General features: G+C 71.5%; 15 protein-coding genes. 7 read left to right on the plus strand and 8 right to left on the minus strand.

Annotation, left to right across the window (positions count from 1 at the left end; genetic code table 11):
• Positions 1-3: 3 nt before the first annotated feature.
• Positions 4-816 carry a hypothetical protein gene (locus tag BJY17_RS07415; protein WP_179550794.1) on the minus strand — a complete coding sequence of 271 codons (813 nt, stop codon included), beginning with the start codon at positions 814-816 and terminating at the stop codon, positions 4-6.
• Positions 817-960: 144 nt separating this feature from the next.
• Here BJY17_RS07415 and BJY17_RS07420 point away from each other — a divergent pair, with 144 nt between their 5' ends.
• From BJY17_RS07420 to BJY17_RS07430, 3 genes are read left to right on the plus strand one after another with little or no spacing between them, the layout of a single operon-like run.
• Positions 961-2,211 carry a molybdopterin molybdotransferase MoeA gene (locus tag BJY17_RS07420; RefSeq protein ID WP_179550795.1) on the plus strand — a complete coding sequence of 417 codons (1,251 nt, stop codon included), beginning with the start codon at positions 961-963 and terminating at the stop codon, positions 2,209-2,211.
• Entirely contained in the window at positions 2,208-2,939 is a 732-nt protein-coding gene (gene mobA, locus BJY17_RS07425) for a molybdenum cofactor guanylyltransferase (RefSeq protein WP_179550796.1), read from the plus strand. Before BJY17_RS07420 ends, mobA begins: the two co-directional genes overlap by 4 nt.
• Positions 2,936-3,214 (plus strand): DUF6457 domain-containing protein, encoded by a 279-nt coding sequence (locus BJY17_RS07430; protein WP_179550797.1) that lies wholly within the window; start codon positions 2,936-2,938, stop codon positions 3,212-3,214. The genes mobA and BJY17_RS07430 overlap by 4 nt, the downstream gene beginning before the upstream one ends.
• Positions 3,215-3,248: 34 nt before the next feature.
• On the opposite strand, the gene BJY17_RS07435 is transcribed toward BJY17_RS07430, so the two are convergent.
• Positions 3,249-4,490, minus strand: coding sequence for an MFS transporter (locus BJY17_RS07435; protein ID WP_179550798.1), 1,242 nt, complete (start codon positions 4,488-4,490; stop codon positions 3,249-3,251).
• A 220-nt stretch (positions 4,491-4,710) separates the two neighbouring features.
• Here BJY17_RS07435 and BJY17_RS07440 point away from each other — a divergent pair, with 220 nt between their 5' ends.
• From BJY17_RS07440 to narI, 4 genes are read left to right on the plus strand one after another with little or no spacing between them, the layout of a single operon-like run.
• The gene (locus BJY17_RS07440; RefSeq protein ID WP_179550799.1) at positions 4,711-8,466 is read left to right on the plus strand and encodes a nitrate reductase subunit alpha; all 3,756 of its coding nucleotides are present in this window, start codon (positions 4,711-4,713) and stop codon (positions 8,464-8,466) included.
• The gene (gene narH / locus BJY17_RS07445; protein WP_179550800.1) at positions 8,466-10,106 is read left to right on the plus strand and encodes a nitrate reductase subunit beta; all 1,641 of its coding nucleotides are present in this window, start codon (positions 8,466-8,468) and stop codon (positions 10,104-10,106) included. The genes BJY17_RS07440 and narH overlap by 1 nt, the downstream gene beginning before the upstream one ends.
• Positions 10,103-10,822: a nitrate reductase molybdenum cofactor assembly chaperone gene (gene narJ / locus BJY17_RS07450; protein ID WP_246303680.1), complete on the plus strand. Its 720-nt coding sequence runs from the start codon at positions 10,103-10,105 to the stop codon at positions 10,820-10,822. The genes narH and narJ overlap by 4 nt, the downstream gene beginning before the upstream one ends.
• Positions 10,819-11,577, plus strand: a complete 759-nt coding sequence (gene narI / locus BJY17_RS07455; protein WP_179550801.1) for a respiratory nitrate reductase subunit gamma — start codon at positions 10,819-10,821, stop codon at positions 11,575-11,577. The genes narJ and narI overlap by 4 nt, the downstream gene beginning before the upstream one ends.
• 70 nt (positions 11,578-11,647) lie before the next feature.
• Here narI and pucL read toward each other — a convergent pair whose 3' ends face one another.
• From pucL to BJY17_RS07485, 6 genes are read right to left on the minus strand one after another with little or no spacing between them, the layout of a single operon-like run.
• Entirely contained in the window at positions 11,648-12,547 is a 900-nt protein-coding gene (gene pucL, locus BJY17_RS07460; protein WP_218889862.1) for a factor-independent urate hydroxylase, read from the minus strand.
• A 20-nt stretch (positions 12,548-12,567) separates the two neighbouring features.
• The gene (uraH, locus tag BJY17_RS07465; protein ID WP_179550803.1) at positions 12,568-12,909 is read right to left on the minus strand and encodes a hydroxyisourate hydrolase; all 342 of its coding nucleotides are present in this window, start codon (positions 12,907-12,909) and stop codon (positions 12,568-12,570) included.
• Complete coding sequence (gene uraD, locus BJY17_RS07470; RefSeq protein WP_179550804.1) at positions 12,906-13,403, minus strand: 2-oxo-4-hydroxy-4-carboxy-5-ureidoimidazoline decarboxylase; 498 nt, start codon at positions 13,401-13,403, stop codon at positions 12,906-12,908. The genes uraH and uraD overlap by 4 nt, the downstream gene beginning before the upstream one ends.
• The gene (allB, locus tag BJY17_RS07475; protein WP_179550805.1) at positions 13,400-14,782 is read right to left on the minus strand and encodes an allantoinase AllB; all 1,383 of its coding nucleotides are present in this window, start codon (positions 14,780-14,782) and stop codon (positions 13,400-13,402) included. The genes uraD and allB overlap by 4 nt, the downstream gene beginning before the upstream one ends.
• Before the next feature lie 17 nt (positions 14,783-14,799).
• Complete coding sequence (locus BJY17_RS07480; protein WP_179550806.1) at positions 14,800-15,612, minus strand: bifunctional allantoicase/(S)-ureidoglycine aminohydrolase; 813 nt, start codon at positions 15,610-15,612, stop codon at positions 14,800-14,802.
• 39 nt (positions 15,613-15,651) lie between these two features.
• A complete protein-coding gene (locus BJY17_RS07485; RefSeq protein ID WP_179550807.1) occupies positions 15,652-16,953 on the minus strand; it encodes a DUF6986 family protein in 1,302 nt (433 codons plus the stop codon).
• Positions 16,954-17,083 lie beyond the last annotated feature (130 nt).

A 17,083-nucleotide genomic window follows, 5' to 3' on the forward strand; every position in this document is an offset into this window, starting at 1 on the left:
GTGTCATTCGGCCTCCCGGTCGGGGTCGTCGCTCGTGAAGACGTAGTCGCCTGCGGCGTCGAGCTCGGGCCGCAGCTCGGGGTCGGCGAGCGCGACGAAGGCGTCGCGCGAACGCTCGCGGAGTCGGGCCGCGTCGGCGGGGGCATTCGCTCGCAGTCGCTCGAAGTCGGGATCGAGCGCGAGGCCGCCCCTGGCCGACCAGGTCGGCTGCGGCCGCATGGCGAGCGCGCGGTCGGTGCGCACGGAGTCGAGGCGCCAGCGCACCTCGAAGCGGTCGCTGCGGTCGGCGCCCGTGATCGCGTCGTCGAGCCGCCCGTAGAAGTCGGGGTGGTAGGCGATGACCTCGGCGCCGAGCCGCACGAGGTTCATGCGGGCGTTGCGACGGATGAGCGGGTCGAACGTCCAGCGGATCTCGTCGATGCCGTGCTCGAGGCAGATCGCGCGCTGGCGGAGCTTGAGGGCGAGCCCGATGCCGCGGCCCCGGGCAGCGGGGTCGACGGCGTTCATGTGCGAGTGCAGGTGGAAGCCGCCCTCCCAGCCGACGAAGCCGAGGGCGGCGCCGAGGACTCCGGTGCCCGCCGCGGGCCGTGGAGGCACCGCGACGAGCAGCGTGCCGCCCGCATGCGCGAGCGCCTGCAGCATCGAGCGATCGGGCCCTCGCCCCTCACCCCAGGTCGCCTCGAATCGGGCGAGCATCTCGTCGAGTTCGCCGCCGGCGGCCTGGCGCGTTTCGATACCGGCGCGCGCGTCGGCGGCATCCGCCAGCTCGATCGCAGCCCGCCACCCGGCTGCGGCCCTCGGTTGCACCTCGATCATGCCTGCCGACCTTCCTCCATGGCTCGACGCTAGCGTGCAGCGGCGCGGCTGCGGGAGCCTCATCGCCGCTCCGTGCGGGAACCGACGGCCTCCCGAGCCCCGGTAACGTTGGCGCATGGACTCGAAGCGCATGGGGCGGGGCGCATGAGCCGCGGGGCCCACGAGTCGGTCGAGGCCCATCTCGAGCACGTGCTCGCCCGCATCCGCCCGCTCGCCGCGCTCGAGGTGCCGCTCGCCGACGCCGGCGGGCTCGTGCTCGGGGCGTCGATCGAGACCCGGCTGCCCATCCCCGCCTTCGACAACTCCGCCATGGACGGGTACGCGGTTCGCCGGGCGGATGTCGCGGACGCGGCACCCGACCGCCAGGTGACCCTGTCGGTGGTCGCCGAGGTGGCGGCCGGCAGCCCGCTCGATCCCGCGATCGGGCCCGGCGAGGCGGTGCGGATCATGACCGGTGCGGCCGTGCCGTCCGACGCCGACGCCATCGTGCCGTTCGAGGACACCGACTCCGGTACCCGCTCGGTCCGAGTGACGGCGGCGCCGAAGCCGGCCGCGCACATCCGTCGCGCCGGCGAGGACGTCGCGGCGGGCCGGCAGATCCTCGAGGCAGGGGTCGTCCTGACGGCTGCCCGTCTCGCCGCCGCGGCCGCGGCCGGCCTCGCGCGACTTGCCGTGCGACCCTCGCCGAGGGTCGCCGTCATCGTGACGGGCAGCGAACTGGTCGGTCCCGGCGCCCCGCTCCGGCGCGGCCAGATCCCCGAATCGAACTCGGTGCTGCTGGCGGGGCTCGTGACGGAGGCGGGCGGCACGGTCGTTCGGGTCGAGCACGCCCCCGACGACGCCGATGCGTTCGCTGCGGCGCTCGCCGGGGCGGCAGCCGAGCACCCCGACCTCGTCGTGCTCTCCGGCGGGGTGAGCGTGGGCGATCACGACATCGTGCGCACGGCCCTCGAGCCCCTCGGCAGCGTCGACTTCCACTCCGTCGCGATGCAGCCCGGCAGCCCGCAGGCGTTCGGAACGCTGCCGGGCGGCATCATCGTCTTCGGCCTGCCCGGCAATCCCGTCGCGGTGGCGGTGTCGTTCGAGGCGTTCGTGCGGCCGGCGCTCCAGCTGCTCCGGGGAGCTGCGCGCACGCAGCGCCGCCGCCTGGCCGCCGTCGCCACGGCCGGCTGGCGCAGCCCGGTCGCCCGCCGGCAGTACATGCCGATCACGATCGTCGACGGCGCCCACGGTGCGAGCGGGGGCGGGTTGCGGGTGCGTCCGGCCGCCGAGGGCGGTTCGGGGTCGCACCTCGTCGGCGGACTCGCCGCGTCCGACGGCTTCGCGATCGTCGAGGCGGGCATCGACGAGGTGCGCGCGGGCGACGAGGTGCAGATCGTGCTGGTCGACGGATGATCCGGCCGAGCGCGGATCCCGGAAGCGACCCCGGCGCGGCACCCGTCCCGGGGCCCGGCGCCCGCGCGAGGGTGTTCACGCTCGACGCGGTGATCCTCGCGGGCGGCCGCTCGAGCCGGCTCGGCGGCACTCCGAAGGCCGAGCTCGAGGTGGGCGGCGTCCGTCTCGTCGATCTCGCCGTGGCCGCCGCGGTCGCGGCCGGCGCCGGGCGCACGGTCGTCGCCGGGCCGCCGGGGCTCGTCGCTCCCCCGGTGATCTCGCGGCGCGAGGATCCGCCGTTCGGGGGTCCGGTGGCCGGTGTGGCCGCTGCACTCGACGCGCTGCCCCACGCCGAGCCGCATGGCGAGACGGATGCCGCATGGGTGCTCGTGCTCTCGTGCGACCTCCCTCACGCCCGCGCCGTCGCCGTCGCGCTGGCCGACGCGGCACGAGCGGCGACGGAATCGCCGTCGGACGACGGGATCGACGGCATCTGCCTCGACGACGGACGACCGCAATGGCTCACCGCGGTCTATCGCCGTGCCCGGCTCGACGAAGCGCTCGCCCGGCTCGGTGCCGTGCGCGATGCATCGGTCGGGGCACTCGTCGGAGGGCTCCGCCTCGACCGGATCGCCGACGTCGACGGCCTCGCCGCCGACATCGACACGTGGGCCGACCTCCGACGCGCGCGCGAGACATCCGCTCGCGCCGCCGCTGCCTCGAATCGCAACCCGAGAGGATCCGAATGAACGACTCACCAGCCCAGGCGACGCCGGGCGAACTCGACGAATGGGTCTCCGCCCTCGCCGCGGAACTCGGGATCGACGCCTCGGGCGTCTCGATCGGCGAGGTGCTCGACCTCACCCGCGAGGTCGCGCACGGCGTCGCCCGGCCGGCGGGCCCGCTCAGCACCCTGCTCGTGGGCCTCGCCGCCGGCGCAGGCAAGGGCTCGATCGACGAACTCTCGGCGAAGGCCGGTGCGCTCGCCGCACGTTGGCCCGAGCGCGGCCGCCCGGGCGCCTGAACGGCCGCACCGCCGGCGCCCCGACCGCTGATGCTCAGGCGCCGGGTCGTGCGTCGCGGAGCATGCCGGCGACGACGAGCGCGACCGCACCGACGAGCACGAGCAGCCAGAGCCCAAGCGCGTAGGAGTTCGTCTCCGCCTGGTAGGTGGCGCCCATCACGAGTGGCGGGAAGTAACCGCCGAGACCGCCGGCGGCCGCGACGACGCCGGTCACCGCCCCGACCTTGTCCTTCGGAGTCGACGGCCCCACCCAGGCGAACACCGCACCCATGCCGAGCCCCATCGCGGCGGCCATTCCGATGAAGACGGCGCCGGTGAGCACCCCCTCGGGCGGTTGCTGCCCGACGATGTACGCCAGTGAGACGATGCCCGCGAGCGAGATGAGCGAGATGACCTTCGGGCCGACCCGGTCGGAGAGCGCCCCGCCGATCGGGCGGGCGACCACCGCAGCAACGGCGAACAGCGCCGTGCGGGTGCCGGCGCCGATCGGATCGACGTCGTCGGGGTAGATCGTGGTGAGGTACTTCGGCAGGAAGGTCGCGAATGCGACGAAGCCGCCGAAGACGATCGCGTAGAGGAACGACATCTCCCACGTGATGCGGAGCCGCAGCGCACCCATCACCTTCGGCACGAGCGGCTGACGGCTCGGCTCCCAGAGGGGCGAGTCGCGCAGGAACACCCACACCAGGATCGCGGTCGCCGTCATGATCGCCGCGATCAGCAGGTGGGTCGGCAGGTACCCGAAGCTCTCGGCCAGTCGCGGCGTGAAGAACGCGGAGACCGCGGTGCCGATCATGCCCATGCCGAACACGCCCGTCGCGAATCCCCGACGCTTCGCCTCGTACCAGGCGCTCGAGAACGGCACGCCGACGGCGAAGATCGTGCCGGCGACGCCGAGGTAGAAGCCGGCGACGAGCAGGAGCGGGAAGCTCCCCAGCTCTCCGGCGAGCGCGACCAGCAGGACCGCGGGCACCGAGGCGAGCAGCACGAAGGTGAACATCTTTCGCCCGCCGAACCGATCGGTGAGGGCGCCGACGACGACCCGGCCGAGCGCGCCGACGAGCACCGGCATGGCGAGCATGAGCGAGATCTGGCCTTCGTCGAGTCCGAGTTCGGTCGCATAGGTCTTCTGCAGCGGCGCGATCACCATCCACGCCCAGAATCCGATCGTCGAGGCGAAGGTCGCCAGCAGCACCTGACCGAACTGCCCCCGCAGTTCGCCGCCCTCCCGTTGCGACGACTGCTGCGACACCTGTTGCGACGACGATTCGTTCATGCTGCCCCCTCGGCACGCGGAGATCGCTGACGTTCCTGAGGCAGACAGTACCGGCCGACGGCCGAGAACGCACGCGCCCGCAGCGCCCGTCCGACGAACGGAAAGGGCTGATGCGGGCGAGTTCCTTCCCATTCGGGTGATCTCCCACCACAATGGCGGGAGGACGTGTCGGGGCGCGACCGTGGCCGACGCGAAGCAAAGCTGCAACGAGGAGGCTTCGATGAGCCGACCGCCCGGCCCTGCCGCCCAGCCCGCCACCGACGGCCCATTGGCCGACGCCCTCGTGAAGTTCGGCCGGTTCCTCCGGCCCGGAGAGGTCTCTCCGGACCTCCGCACGGTCACCCTCGACGGAGGCCGCCAGGGCGACGTCTTCTACCGCGATCGCTGGGCGCACGACAAGGTCGTGCGCTCGACCCACGGCGTGAACTGCACGGGCTCGTGCTCGTGGAAGGTGTACGTGAAGGACGGCATCATCACGTGGGAGACCCAGGAGACCGACTACCCGTCGGTCGGCCCCGACTCCCCGGAGTACGAGCCGCGCGGCTGCCCCAGGGGCGCCGCCTTCAGCTGGTACACGTACTCCCCCACCCGCGTGCGCTACCCCTACGTGCGCGGGGTGCTGCTCGGTCTCTACCGTGAGGCGAAGGAGCGGGTCGGCGGCGACCCCGTGCTCGCCTGGGAATCGCTCATGGCCGACCCCGAGGCATCCCGTGCCTACAAGCGGGCTCGCGGCAAGGGCGGACTCGTGCGCGCCTCGTGGGACGAAGTGCTCGAGATCGTCGCGGCGGCGCACGTGCACACGATCAAGGCGCACGGCCCCGACCGGGTGGCCGGCTTCTCCCCGATCCCGGCGATGTCGATGGTCTCGCACGGCGCCGGGGCCCGGTTCATCAACCTCATCGGCGGCACGATGCAGTCGTTCTACGACTGGTACGCCGACCTGCCGGTGGCGAGCCCGCAGGTCTTCGGCGACCAGACCGACGTGCCGGAGTCGGCCGATTGGTGGAACTCCACCTACCTCATGATGTGGGGCTCGAACGTGCCGGTCACCCGCACGCCCGACGCCCACTTCATGACCGAGGCGCGCTACCGCGGCCAGAAGGTCGTGACGGTCTCGCCCGACTACGCCGACAACACGAAGTTCGCCGACGAGTGGCTCGCCCCGCACCCCGGCACCGACGGTGCGCTCGCGCTCGCGATGGGTCACGTGATCCTCCGCGAGTTCCTCGTCGAGCGGCGCACCGAGCGCTTCGAGCAGTACCTGAAGAGCTACGCGGATGCCCCGTACCTCGTGTCCCTCGAACCACGCGGCGACGGCTTCGTGCCGGGCAAGTTCGTCACGGCCTCGGACCTCGGGGGCGCTGCCGCCGCCGTCGACAACCCGCAGTTCAAGACGGTGCTGATGGCCGGCGACGGCACCCCGGTCGTGCCCAACGGCTCGCTCGGGCATCGCTTCGGGGCATCCGACCAGGGCAAGTGGAACCTCGACCTCGAGGGAGTCGACCCGAAGCTCTCGATCATGGACGGCAGCGGGTGGACGGGCGCGACGGCGGCGGTCGACCTGCCGCGCTTCGACGTCGCGCCCGAGCCGGGCGCGGAGCAGGAGGGCGGTGCCGGCATCGTGCGCCGCGGCGTGCCCGTGGCGCACGTCGCCGGGCGCACCGTGACGACCGTGTTCGACCTGTTGCTCGCCCAGTACGGCGTCGGCCGCGAGGGGCTGCCCGGCACGTGGCCGAGCGGCTACGACGACGCCTCGACGCCCGGCACCCCGGCGTGGCAGGAGGAGATCACGGGAGTGCCTGCCGAGAAGGCCGAACGCATCGGGCGGGAGTTCGCCGACAACGCCGACCGCTCGGGCGGCCGCTCGATGATCCTCATGGGCGCCGGCACCAACCACTGGTTCCACTCCGACACGATCTACCGCACCTTTCTCGCGCTGACCACCATGACCGGCTGCCAGGGCGTGAACGGCGGTGGCTGGGCGCACTACGTGGGTCAGGAGAAGGTGCGACCCGTCACGGGGTACACGCAGTACGGCACCGCATCGGACTGGTCGCGCCCCGGCCGTGCCATGATCGGCACCGCGTTCTGGTACCTCGCCACCGACCAGTGGCGCTACGACGGGTTGCCGGCCGATCAGCTCGCCTCCCCGCTCGCCGCGGGCCTGTTCGCGGGCCGCACCACCGCGGACTGCCTCGTCGAGTCGGCCAAGCGCGGCTGGATGCCGAGCTACCCGACCTTCGATCGCAACCCGCTCGACCTCGTCGACGACGCCCGCGCCGCGGGGAAGGAGCCCGGCCAGTACGTCGTCGACAGCCTGGACGACGGCTCGCTGCGCTACGCCTGCGAAGACCCCGATGCGCCCGAGAACTTCCCGCGGGTGCTGAACGTGTGGCGGGCGAACATCCTCGGCTCCTCGGGCAAGGGCAACGAGTACTTCCTGAAGCACCTGCTCGGCACCGATTCCTCGGTGCGCGCCGCCGAGGCCCCTGAAGGTCGCAGGCCGAAGACGATCGACTGGCGCGATGAGGCGCCCGAGGGCAAGCTCGACCTGCTCGTGACGACCGACTTCAGGATGACGTCGACCACGCTCTTCTCCGACGTCGTGCTGCCGGCCGCGACCTGGTACGAGAAGCACGACCTCTCGTCGACCGACATGCACCCGTTCGTGCACTCGTTCAACCCGGCGATCGCCCCGCCGTGGCAGACGAAGACCGACTTCGAGATCTTCCACCTCATCGCCCGCCGCCTCTCCGAGTACGCCGGGACCCACCTCGGCACGCGTGAAGACCTCGTCGCCGCGCCGCTCATGCACGACACCCCCGACGCGATGGCGACCCCGCACGGCACGGTCGAGCACGACCTGCCGCTCGTGCCGGGCGTGACGATGCCGAAGCTCATCGTCGTCGAGCGCGACTACACCGCGATCGCCGACAAGATGGCGACCCTCGGCCCGCTCGCCGTGAAGGCCGGCATGGTGACGAAGGGCATCGTGTTCGATCCGACACCTGAGGTCGCCGAACTCGGGCGCTTGAACGGCGTCGCCCAGACCGGCGCCGGCGCCGGTCAGCCGCTGCTCGACACCGACGTGAAGGCCTGCGAGGCGATCCTCGCGCTCTCGGGCACCACCAACGGACGCCTCTCGGTGCAGGGATTCCGCCAGCTCGAGCAGAAGACCGGCCAGAAGATCGCCCAACTGGCCCTCGACCACGAGGGCGGGCGCATCCGCTTCGCCGATGTGCAGGCTCGGCCGGTCTCGGTCATCACGAGCCCCGAATGGTCGGGCTCCGAGCACGGCGGGCGCCGCTACACCGCCTTCGCGATCAACGTCGAGCACCTGAAGCCGTGGCACACCCTCACCGGTCGCCAGCACTTCTTCCTCGACCACGACTGGATGGCCGAGCTCGGCGAGAACCTGCCGATCTACCGGCCGCCGCTCGACCTCGCGAGGCTCTTCGGCGACTCGCCGACCGTCGGGTCGACGACGCCGAGCGGCGACCCGGCGGCATCCGGTCATGCCGAAGTCGCCGTGCGCTACCTCACCCCGCACTCGAAGTGGTCGATCCACTCGGAGTACCAGGACAACCTCTTCATGCTCTCGCTCTCGCGAGGCGGCCCCACGATCTGGATGAGCCCCCAGGACGCCGCGAAGATCGGCGTGCGCGACAACGAGTGGATCGAGTCGTACAACCGCAACGGCGTCGTCGTCGCACGGGCGATCGTCTCGCACCGCATGCCGGAGGGCACGGTGTACATGTACCACGCGAAGGACCGCACGGTCGATGTGCCGCGCACCGAGACGAGCGGTCGGCGCGGCGGCATCCACAATTCGCTCACCCGCGTGCTCTTGAAGCCGAGCCACCTCATCGGCGGCTACGCGCAGCTCTCGTTCGCCTTCAACTACCTGGGGCCGACCGGCAACCAGAGAGACGAGGTCACCGTGATCCGCCGCCGCAGCCAGGAGGTCGAGTACTGATGAAGGTAATGGCTCAGATGTCGATGGTCATGAACCTCGACAAGTGCATCGGATGCCACACGTGCTCGGTCACGTGCAAGCAGGCGTGGACGAACCGGTCGGGCGTCGAGTACGTCTGGTTCAACAACGTCGAGACGCGCCCCGGCGTCGGCTACCCGCGCGGCTACGAAGACCAGGAGAAGTGGGGCGGCGGCTGGGTGCGCACGAAGCGCGGGCGGCTGAAGCTCAGGAGCGGCGGGCGGCTGAAGAAGCTCGCGACGATCTTCTCGAACCCGAAGCTGCCCGAGATCCACGACTACTACGAGCCGTGGACCTACGACTACGACATGCTGCTGAACGCCCCCGCCGGCGAGCAGACGCCGGTGGCGAGGCCGAAGAGCCTGCTCACGGGTGAGGACATGAAGATCTCGTGGTCGGCGAACTGGGACGACAACCTCGGCGGGTCGGGCGAGACCATGGCGCAGGATCCGATCCTGCAGCACATGTCGGAGCACGTCGCCGCGGAGTTCTCGGACACCTTCATGTTCTACCTCCCCCGCATCTGCGAGCACTGCCTGAATCCCTCGTGCGTGGCCTCCTGCCCCTCGGGCGCGATGTACAAGCGCGAGGAGGACGGCATCGTGCTCGTCGACCAGGACCAGTGCCGCGGATGGCGCATGTGCGTCTCCGGCTGCCCCTACAAGAAGGTGTACTTCAACCACAAGACCGGCAAGGCCGAGAAGTGCACCCTCTGCTATCCGCGCCTCGAGGTCGGCCTGCCGACCGTGTGCTCCGAGACCTGCGTCGGGCGGCTGCGCTACCTCGGCCTCGTGCTCTACGACGCCGACCGGGTGGCCGCCGCCGCGAGCGTCGAGAACGAGCACGAACTGCTCGACGCCCAGCGCGACGTGTTCCTCGACCCCCACGATCCGGCCGTGATCGAGGCGGCTCGCGCCGAGGGCATTCCGGAGGACTGGATCGACGCGGCCCAGCGCAGCCCCATCCGGCGTCTCATCAGCGAGTACCGGGTGGCGCTGCCGCTGCATCCCGAGTACCGCACGATGCCGATGGTCTGGTACATCCCGCCGCTGTCGCCCGTCGTCGACGTGATCTCCTCCTCCGGCAACGACGGTGAGGACGCGAAGACCCTGTTCGCGGCGATCTCGAAGCTGCGGATCCCGCTCGAGTACCTCGCCGGGCTCTTCACCGCGGGCGACACGCGCCCGGTCGAGGCGTCGCTGCGCAAGCTCGCCGCGATGCGCTCGTACATGCGGGGCATCAACCTCGGAGAGGGCAAGGACGAGCGCATCGCCGACGCCGTCGGCATGACCGGCGAGACCCTCGAGGAGATGTACCGGTTGCTCGCGATCGCGAAGTACGAGGAGCGCTACGTGATCCCGGCCGCCCACACCGAGCAGGCCCGCGAACTCGACGAGCTCGCCTGCTCGCTCGACTACGACGGCGGCCCGGGCATGGGCGGCGCAGGCCCGTTCGGGTCCTCCAGCGGTCAGCAGGTGCCGGTCGCGGTCGAGAACTTCCACGCCCTGAAGAACCGGCAGACCGCCGACCGGCCGTCGACGCCCGGCCGGGTGAACCTCTTGAACTGGGACGGCAACGGAACGCCCGGCGGGCTGTTCCCCCCGAAGGGCGAGAAGAAATGACGGCCCGCCTTCGCCTGCCGCTGCAGATCACGCTGAACCGGATGCCCCGGCCGACGCAGTCCCTGACCCTCACGCGCGACCAGCGCAGGGCGTCGCAGATGGCGGCGTCGCTGCTGCTCGACTACCCCGGGCCGGGCTTCGCCGAGCGGCTCGGCGCGATCGAGGCATCCGTCGCCGCGCTGCCCGCACCCATCGCGGCCGAGTTCGCGACCTTTCTCGACCATGCCCGCGCGACGCCGCAGGCCGAGCTCGAGGCGCAGTACGTGGCGACCTTCGATGTGAAGCGCAAGTGCTGCCTCTACCTCAGCTACTACACGGCGGGCGACACGAGGCGGCGGGGCACCGCGCTCGTCGCGTTCCTCGAGGCCTACCGGGCGGCGGGCTGGGAGTTCGACGCCGACGAGCTGCCCGACTTCCTGCCGGCCGTGCTCGAGCTCGCGGCGCGAAGCGACTCCCCGGTGGCATCCGAGCTGATCGCCGCGCATCGCGAAGGGCTCGAGGTGCTGCGCGCGGCACTCGAACGGCTCGACAGCCCCTATGCGGCGGTCGTTCGCGCCGTCTGCCGCTCGCTGCCCGAGATCGACGACGCGACCCGCGAACGCGTGCTCGCCCTCATCGACGAGGGGCCGCCGACCGAGACGGTCGGGCTGTCGTTCCTCGGCAACCTGCCGCCGTTCACCCCCGCCGGGGGCCCGCCCGAGGAGGTTCGCACGTGAACGCACTCGAGATCGTGCTGTGGGTGGCGCTGCCCTACGCGGCGTTCGCCGTGTTCGTCGTCGGCCACATCTGGCGGTACCGCTACGACAAATTCGGCTGGACCACCCGGTCGAGCCAGGTCTACGAGAACCGGCTGCTTCGCTGGGGATCGCCCATGTTCCACCTCGGGATCCTCTTCGTCATCGCCGGGCACTTCGTGGGCCTCATCATCCCGCGCGAGTGGCTGTACGCGATCGGCATCGACGAGCACATGTACCACCTCGGAGCGACGGCGCTGGGCACGGCGGCCGCGGTGCTCACCATCGCGGGCCTCGTGATCCTCATCTACCGGCGCCGCACGGTCGGGCCGGTGTTCCTCGCGACGACCACGATGGACAAGGTCATGTACGTCTTCCTCGGTGCCACGATCGCGTTCGGCACGGCCGCGACCGTGCTGCACCAGGTGTTCGGGCCGGGGTACGAGTACCGCGGCACGATCGGACCGTGGTTCCGGAGCCTCATCGGCCTGCAGCCGCAGCCCGAGCTCATGGCCGACGTGCCGCTCGCGTTCCAGCTGCACGTGATCACCGCGACCTTGCTCTTCGCGCTCTGGCCGTTCACCCGGCTCGTGCACGTGTTCTCGGCCCCGGTCGGCTACCTCTTCCGCCCCTACATCGTCTACCGCTCCCGTGATGCCCAACGGCCCAACCGGCCCACCCGTCGCGGATGGGAGCCCGTCGAGCAGCCCGACCCCAAGCGGCTCACCAAGCTCTGAGCCGGCTGATCGACGACAGCGGGCGGATGCCGCAGCATCCACCCCTCGCCGGACCGGTCTGCACGCCGGATCAGCAGAAGCCGGCGATGCCCTCCCAGGCCGCGGGTGCGGGCGCGAGCCCGTCGCGCGTGACCGTGGCCTCGATGAGTCCGTACGGCCGGTCGGCCGCGTAGAACACCTCGTTGGGGTTGTCGAGCCCGAACGGGGCGAGGTCGACGACGAAGTGGTGCTTGTTCGGCATCGAGAAGCGGATCTCGCCGATCTCGGGGTGCACCTCGAGCACGCGAGCGCCCATCTCGAAGAGCGTCGTCTGCAGGGCGGCGGAGTATCGCTCGGCGAAGGCCTCGAGCAGCAGCCCCCGCACGCTCTCGTACACCGCGTTGTAGTCGACGTCGGTGCCGACGTACCGCCAGCGGGCCGCGACATCCGTGGCGAGGATCCGATCGGCCGTCTCCTGCAGGGTCGTGTACCGGTCCCTCGGGAAGCCCTCGAAGCCCGACTGCGTGGTCTTCAGCACCGTGAGCTCCTTGAGCCCGCCGAGCACGTGCCGCTCGTCGCCGTCGGCGACGACGACGGCCGTGCGCACCCCCTGCCCCGACCGCACGAAGGCGTGGTCGTGCGGCGCTCCGTGCGACACGATGCGCTGCCATGCGTAGCTCTCGGCCTCCCAGCGTCCGCCGTCGACCCACGCGAACGAGGAGGTGAAGTGATCGGCGAGGCGGAGCAGGAACGCCTCGGGCGAACCCACGCCGTCGCGCGCGAACGCGAAGATCGTGTTCTTCTGCGTGTCGGTCGGGATCACGTGCGAGTTGTCGCCCGACAGGTGCGCCGCGGCGAAGTCGCCGTGCAGCTGCGACGTGACGCTGAGGTCCTCGATCTCGTGGCGATCGGTGTCGCGGGCGACCTTGACGACGCGGACCTCGGCCTTGCCGTACCGGTTCGGTCCGAGCACGATCCCTCGGTCGGGCATGGTGTCTCCATCCATCGGGCCTAGCTCCCCCGGTAGGTCGAGTAGGCGAAGGGGCTCAGCAGGAGCGGCACGTGAACGTGCCGCCCGTCTTCGGCGACGTCGAAGTGGAGCACGACCTCGGGAAAGAACGTGTCGACGCCGCGGGCGGCGAAGAAGCCGCCCGTATCGAAGTGCAGGCGATACTCGCCGACCGGAACCGAAGCCGGGCCGAGTCCCGTCGCGCGGCCGTCGGCGTCGGTCGTGTCGGAGCCGACGAGGCTCCAGCCGGATGCCGCGCGCATGAACAGCTCGACGCGAATGCCTTCTGCCGGTCGACCGACGGTCGTGTCGAGCACGTGTGTGGTGATCTGGGAGGCGGTCATGCGGTGATGAGTCCCTTCACTCGGAGCACGGCGATCTCGCGCAGCTGCTCGGCGACGATGACGTCTTCGTCGGCGGCCGAGTTCGTGAGGCGTTCGTCGAGCAGCGCGAGCATCTCGCTCGCGGACCGGCCGGCGGCACGGATCAGGAACACCCGACCGAACCTCGCCTCGTACGCGAGGTTGCCCGACGCGAGTGCGGCGGCGACCGCGCTGTCGTTCGGGTCGACGCCCGACTGCTCGCCGCGCGACAGGCTCGCCTCGACGGTCGCGCCGTCGGCCCGCCGGCCGATGGGCGGATGGTGCGCGAGGGCGCCGTCGATCTCCTCGGCGGTGAACGGCGCTGCGGCCCGGTCGGCCGCAGAGGCGAGCTCGGCGACCGAGACGTACGGCCGGCCGTCGGCGAGCTCCTCGCCCCAGCGCGGGATGTCGAGGCACGGTCGCAACGCCTCGATCGCCGTTCGGCGGTCGAGTCCGTTGAAATCCTCGAGCTTCATCGTTCGATCCCGTCCCTGCGGAGCAGTCGACCCCGCGCGGCGGCCCGGTCGACCGGATGCCCCGCGAGCAGCGTCGCCCGAACCACTCCTGAGAGTTCGCGTCCATCGTAGGGGCACACGGCGTGGCGGTGCTCGAGCGCCGACGCCTCGACCGTGAACGTCTCATCGGGCGCGAAGACGGCGAAGTCGGCCGCGGCGCCTTCGGCGATGCGGCCCTTCTCCGTCAGGCCGACCCGACGCGCCGGTGCGCCCGACATCCACTCGACCACCTGTTCCAGCGGGATGCCGCGCTCGCGTGCTCCCGACCAGACGAGCGGCAGCCCGAGCTGGAGGGAGGCGATCCCGCCCCATGCCTCGACGAAGTCGCCGTGGCCCGCGTACTTCAGTTCGGCCGGCGCCGGTGAGTGGTCGGAGACGATGAAGTCGATCGCGCCCGACTCGAGGCCGCTCCAGAGGGCGTCGCGATTCGCGGCCTCGCGGATCGGCGGGCAGCACTTGAAGGCCGTTGCGCCGGCCGGGACCTCTTCTGCGGTGAGCGTGAGGTAGTGGGGGCACGTCTCGACCGAGAGCCGCACTCCTGCGCGCCTGGCGTCGGCGATGCGGCCGAGCGAGTCCGCCGAGCTCAGGTGCACCACGTGCGCACGAGCCCCGGTGCGCGCGGCGCGATCGATGACGTCGGCGATCGCCGAGTCTTCCGCCTCGCGCGGTCGCGATGCGAGGAAGTCGGAGTACCTGGTGCTGTGCGGGTGCGGCGCCGCACCGATCAGCTGCGCGTCCTCGGCGTGCACGAGGAGCAGCGAATCGGTCGCGCGGAGCACCGCCATCGCGGCCTCCATCTCATCGACGGTGACCGCGGGGAACTCGTCGACCCCCGAGTCGAGCAGGAAGCACTTGAACCCGAAGACCCCTTCGCCCGCGAGCGGCCCGAGCTCCGCGAGGTTGCCCGGCACGACGCCGCCCCAGAAGCCGACGTCGACGAACACCCGCCCCTCGGCGGCGCGACGTTTCGCTTCGAGCGCTGCGACCGAGGTCGTGGCCGGAATGCTGTTGAGCGGCATGTCGACGATGGTCGTCACCCCGCCCGCCGCCGCGGCGCGAGTCGCCGACTCGAATCCCTCCCACTCCGTTCGGCCGGGCTCGTCGACGTGCACGTGCGTGTCGACGAGGCCCGGGATCAGGACCTCGTCGTCGGCGAGCTGCACGATGCGCGAGCCCTCGAGCGCGGTGCCGAGCGGTGCGATGCGCACGATGACGCCGCCCCGCACCGCGACTTCGGCCGGCGAGAATGCGTCGCCGAGCAGCACCCGCCCGCCACGGATCACGAGATCGAACGGCCCGGCCTCGTCACTCGGCGCACCGGCCGACTGTTCCTGCGCCACTGCACCAGCCCCGACGCTCACGAGAGCCGGATCTGCCGGTTCACGTCCTTGTAGAGCAGGTAGCGGAACGGCCCCGGCCCGCCCGCGTAGCACGCCTGCGGACAGAAGGCCCGAAGCCACATGAAGTCCCCCGCCTCGACCTCCACCCAATCGTCGTTGAGGCGGTAGACGCCCTTGCCCTCGAGCACGAAGAGCCCGTGCTCCATGACGTGGGTCTCCGCGAACGGAATCGTGCCGCCCGGCCGGAACGTCACGATGTTGACGTGCATGTCGTGCGAGAGGTCGTCGGGGTCGACGAAGCGGGTCGTCGCCCACGCCCCATTCGTGCCCGGCATCTCGCGCGGCTCGATGTCCTGGTCGCGCGTGACGAACGAGCCCGGCGGTGCGATGCCGTCGACCGGCTCGTAGGCCTTCCTGATCCACTGGAAGGTCACGGGCTCGTGGCCGTCGTTCGCGAGCGACCACGCCGCACCCGCAGCGAGGTAGGCGTACCCGCCCGCGCCCAGCCGGTGCAGCTCGCCCTCGAGCACGAGCGTGAGCGAACCGGCGGTGACGAACACGACGCCTTCGACGGCGGCCTCCTGCTCGGGTCGCTCGGCGCCGCCGCCAGGCCCGATCTCGACGATCAACTGCGAGAACGTCGTCGAGAAGCCCGCGATCGGACGGGCGAGGATCCACGACCTCGAGTCGGTGAAGCCCGGCAGGTTGCTCGTCACGATGTCGCGCAGCACCCCCTTCGGAATGACCGTGTACGCCTCCTTCACGATCGCCCGGTCGGTGAGGAGCTCGGTCTGGGCGGGCAGTCCGCCCTGCGGCGAGAAGTAGCTCATGCGGATTCCTTGTCGTTGGAGCGGCGCCGAGGCATCCGCTCAGCCGTTCGCGAGTCTCGGGTGGGCGATCGCGGAGAGTGCCCGTCGATCGATGCCGACGTCGTCGACGACCTCGGCCTCGGCGATCGCGCCGCACTCGACGCCGCGCAGCACGAAGTCGGCGAGCGCTCGGGCCGTCGCCGGTTCGTCGAGCACCGCGCCGGCAGCGCCGGCCGCGCCGCCCAGGTAGCCGCGAAGGCGCCCGGATGCCTCGGCATATCCCTCGCGGAAGAACGCGTAGGTCGCGATGAAGCGGGTCGGAAGCTGGTGGGGGTGCAGGTCCCAGCCCTGGTAGAAGCCGCGGTCGAGCGACCGGCGCACGAGCCGCGCGTGGAGGCGCCAGGCCTCGTCGGCTCGGTCGCCGAGCGGGAGGATGTTCGTCGACCCGTCGGAGAGCCGGATGCCGGTGCCCGCCGCCGCGAGCCGCATGACCTCCTTCGCGTGGTCGGCGACCGGATGCTCCATCGACTGGTTCGCCGGCGAGATCTGCAGCGACGCGCTGTAGTCGTAGGTGCCGTAGTGGAGCGCGCTGATGCGGCCCGGCACGGCGGTCGGCAGCTGCGCGAGCGGCGAGTCGCCGTCGGGGCCCAGCACCAGTTGCGGCGTCTCGACCTGCACCTCGAAGCGGAGCCGGCCGTCGGGCAGCCCGTGCGCGCGCTCGAGGGCGGCCGCGACCTCCGCCATCGCCTCGACCTGGGCGACCGTCGAGACCTTCGGCAGCGTGAGCACGAGACCGCCCGGCAGCTCCCCGCGGGCGACGAGGGTGCTCACGAAGAGATCGAGCGTGCGGATGCCCCGCGCCCGTGTCGGCGCTTCGAAGCTCTTCACGCGCACGCCGATGAAGGGCGGCGCGAGCCCTGCCGCGACGGCCGCTGCGACGCGTTCCGCCAGGCGCCAGGCGTCGGAGTCCTCGACCTCGTCGCCGCGATCGCCGTAGCCGTCCTCGAAGTCGAGGCGCAGGTCTTCGATCGGTTCCCGCTCGAGCTTGTCGCGCACGGCGGGCACCACGACGTCGACGAGCGATCGCTCGACGCCGACTCGTTCCGCGAGCGCCTCGAGGCCGCCCGTGGACTCCGCGGCGGCGAGCGCGGCAGCGCCCCACTCCCCCGGCAGGCCCGCGCCGTACCGGTCGGCCGGGACGTACACGGTGTGCACGGGCTGGCGCGAGCCGTCGTCACCGGGGTAGGCGCGCTCGAGCAGCGCGTCGGTCGCGGCGAGGCGTCGGTCGACGGCAGCGAGGTCGGCCGCCGTGAGCGCGGTGCGCGGAGCGGGTGCGGCACGTGTGCTGCGGACGTGGGCCATGGCCCATCTTCGCTGTGACGGCGCCGACGCCGCAATGACCGCGCCGCGAGACGGGCCGGGAATCCCCCGTTCCGTCAGGGTCGACGCGTAGAATCCAACCACCGAGGCGCCGTGAGCGGCTCGGTGGCGG

The sequence above is a fragment of the Agromyces hippuratus genome, assembly GCF_013410355.1.
Lineage (GTDB): Bacteria > Actinomycetota > Actinomycetes > Actinomycetales > Microbacteriaceae > Agromyces > Agromyces hippuratus.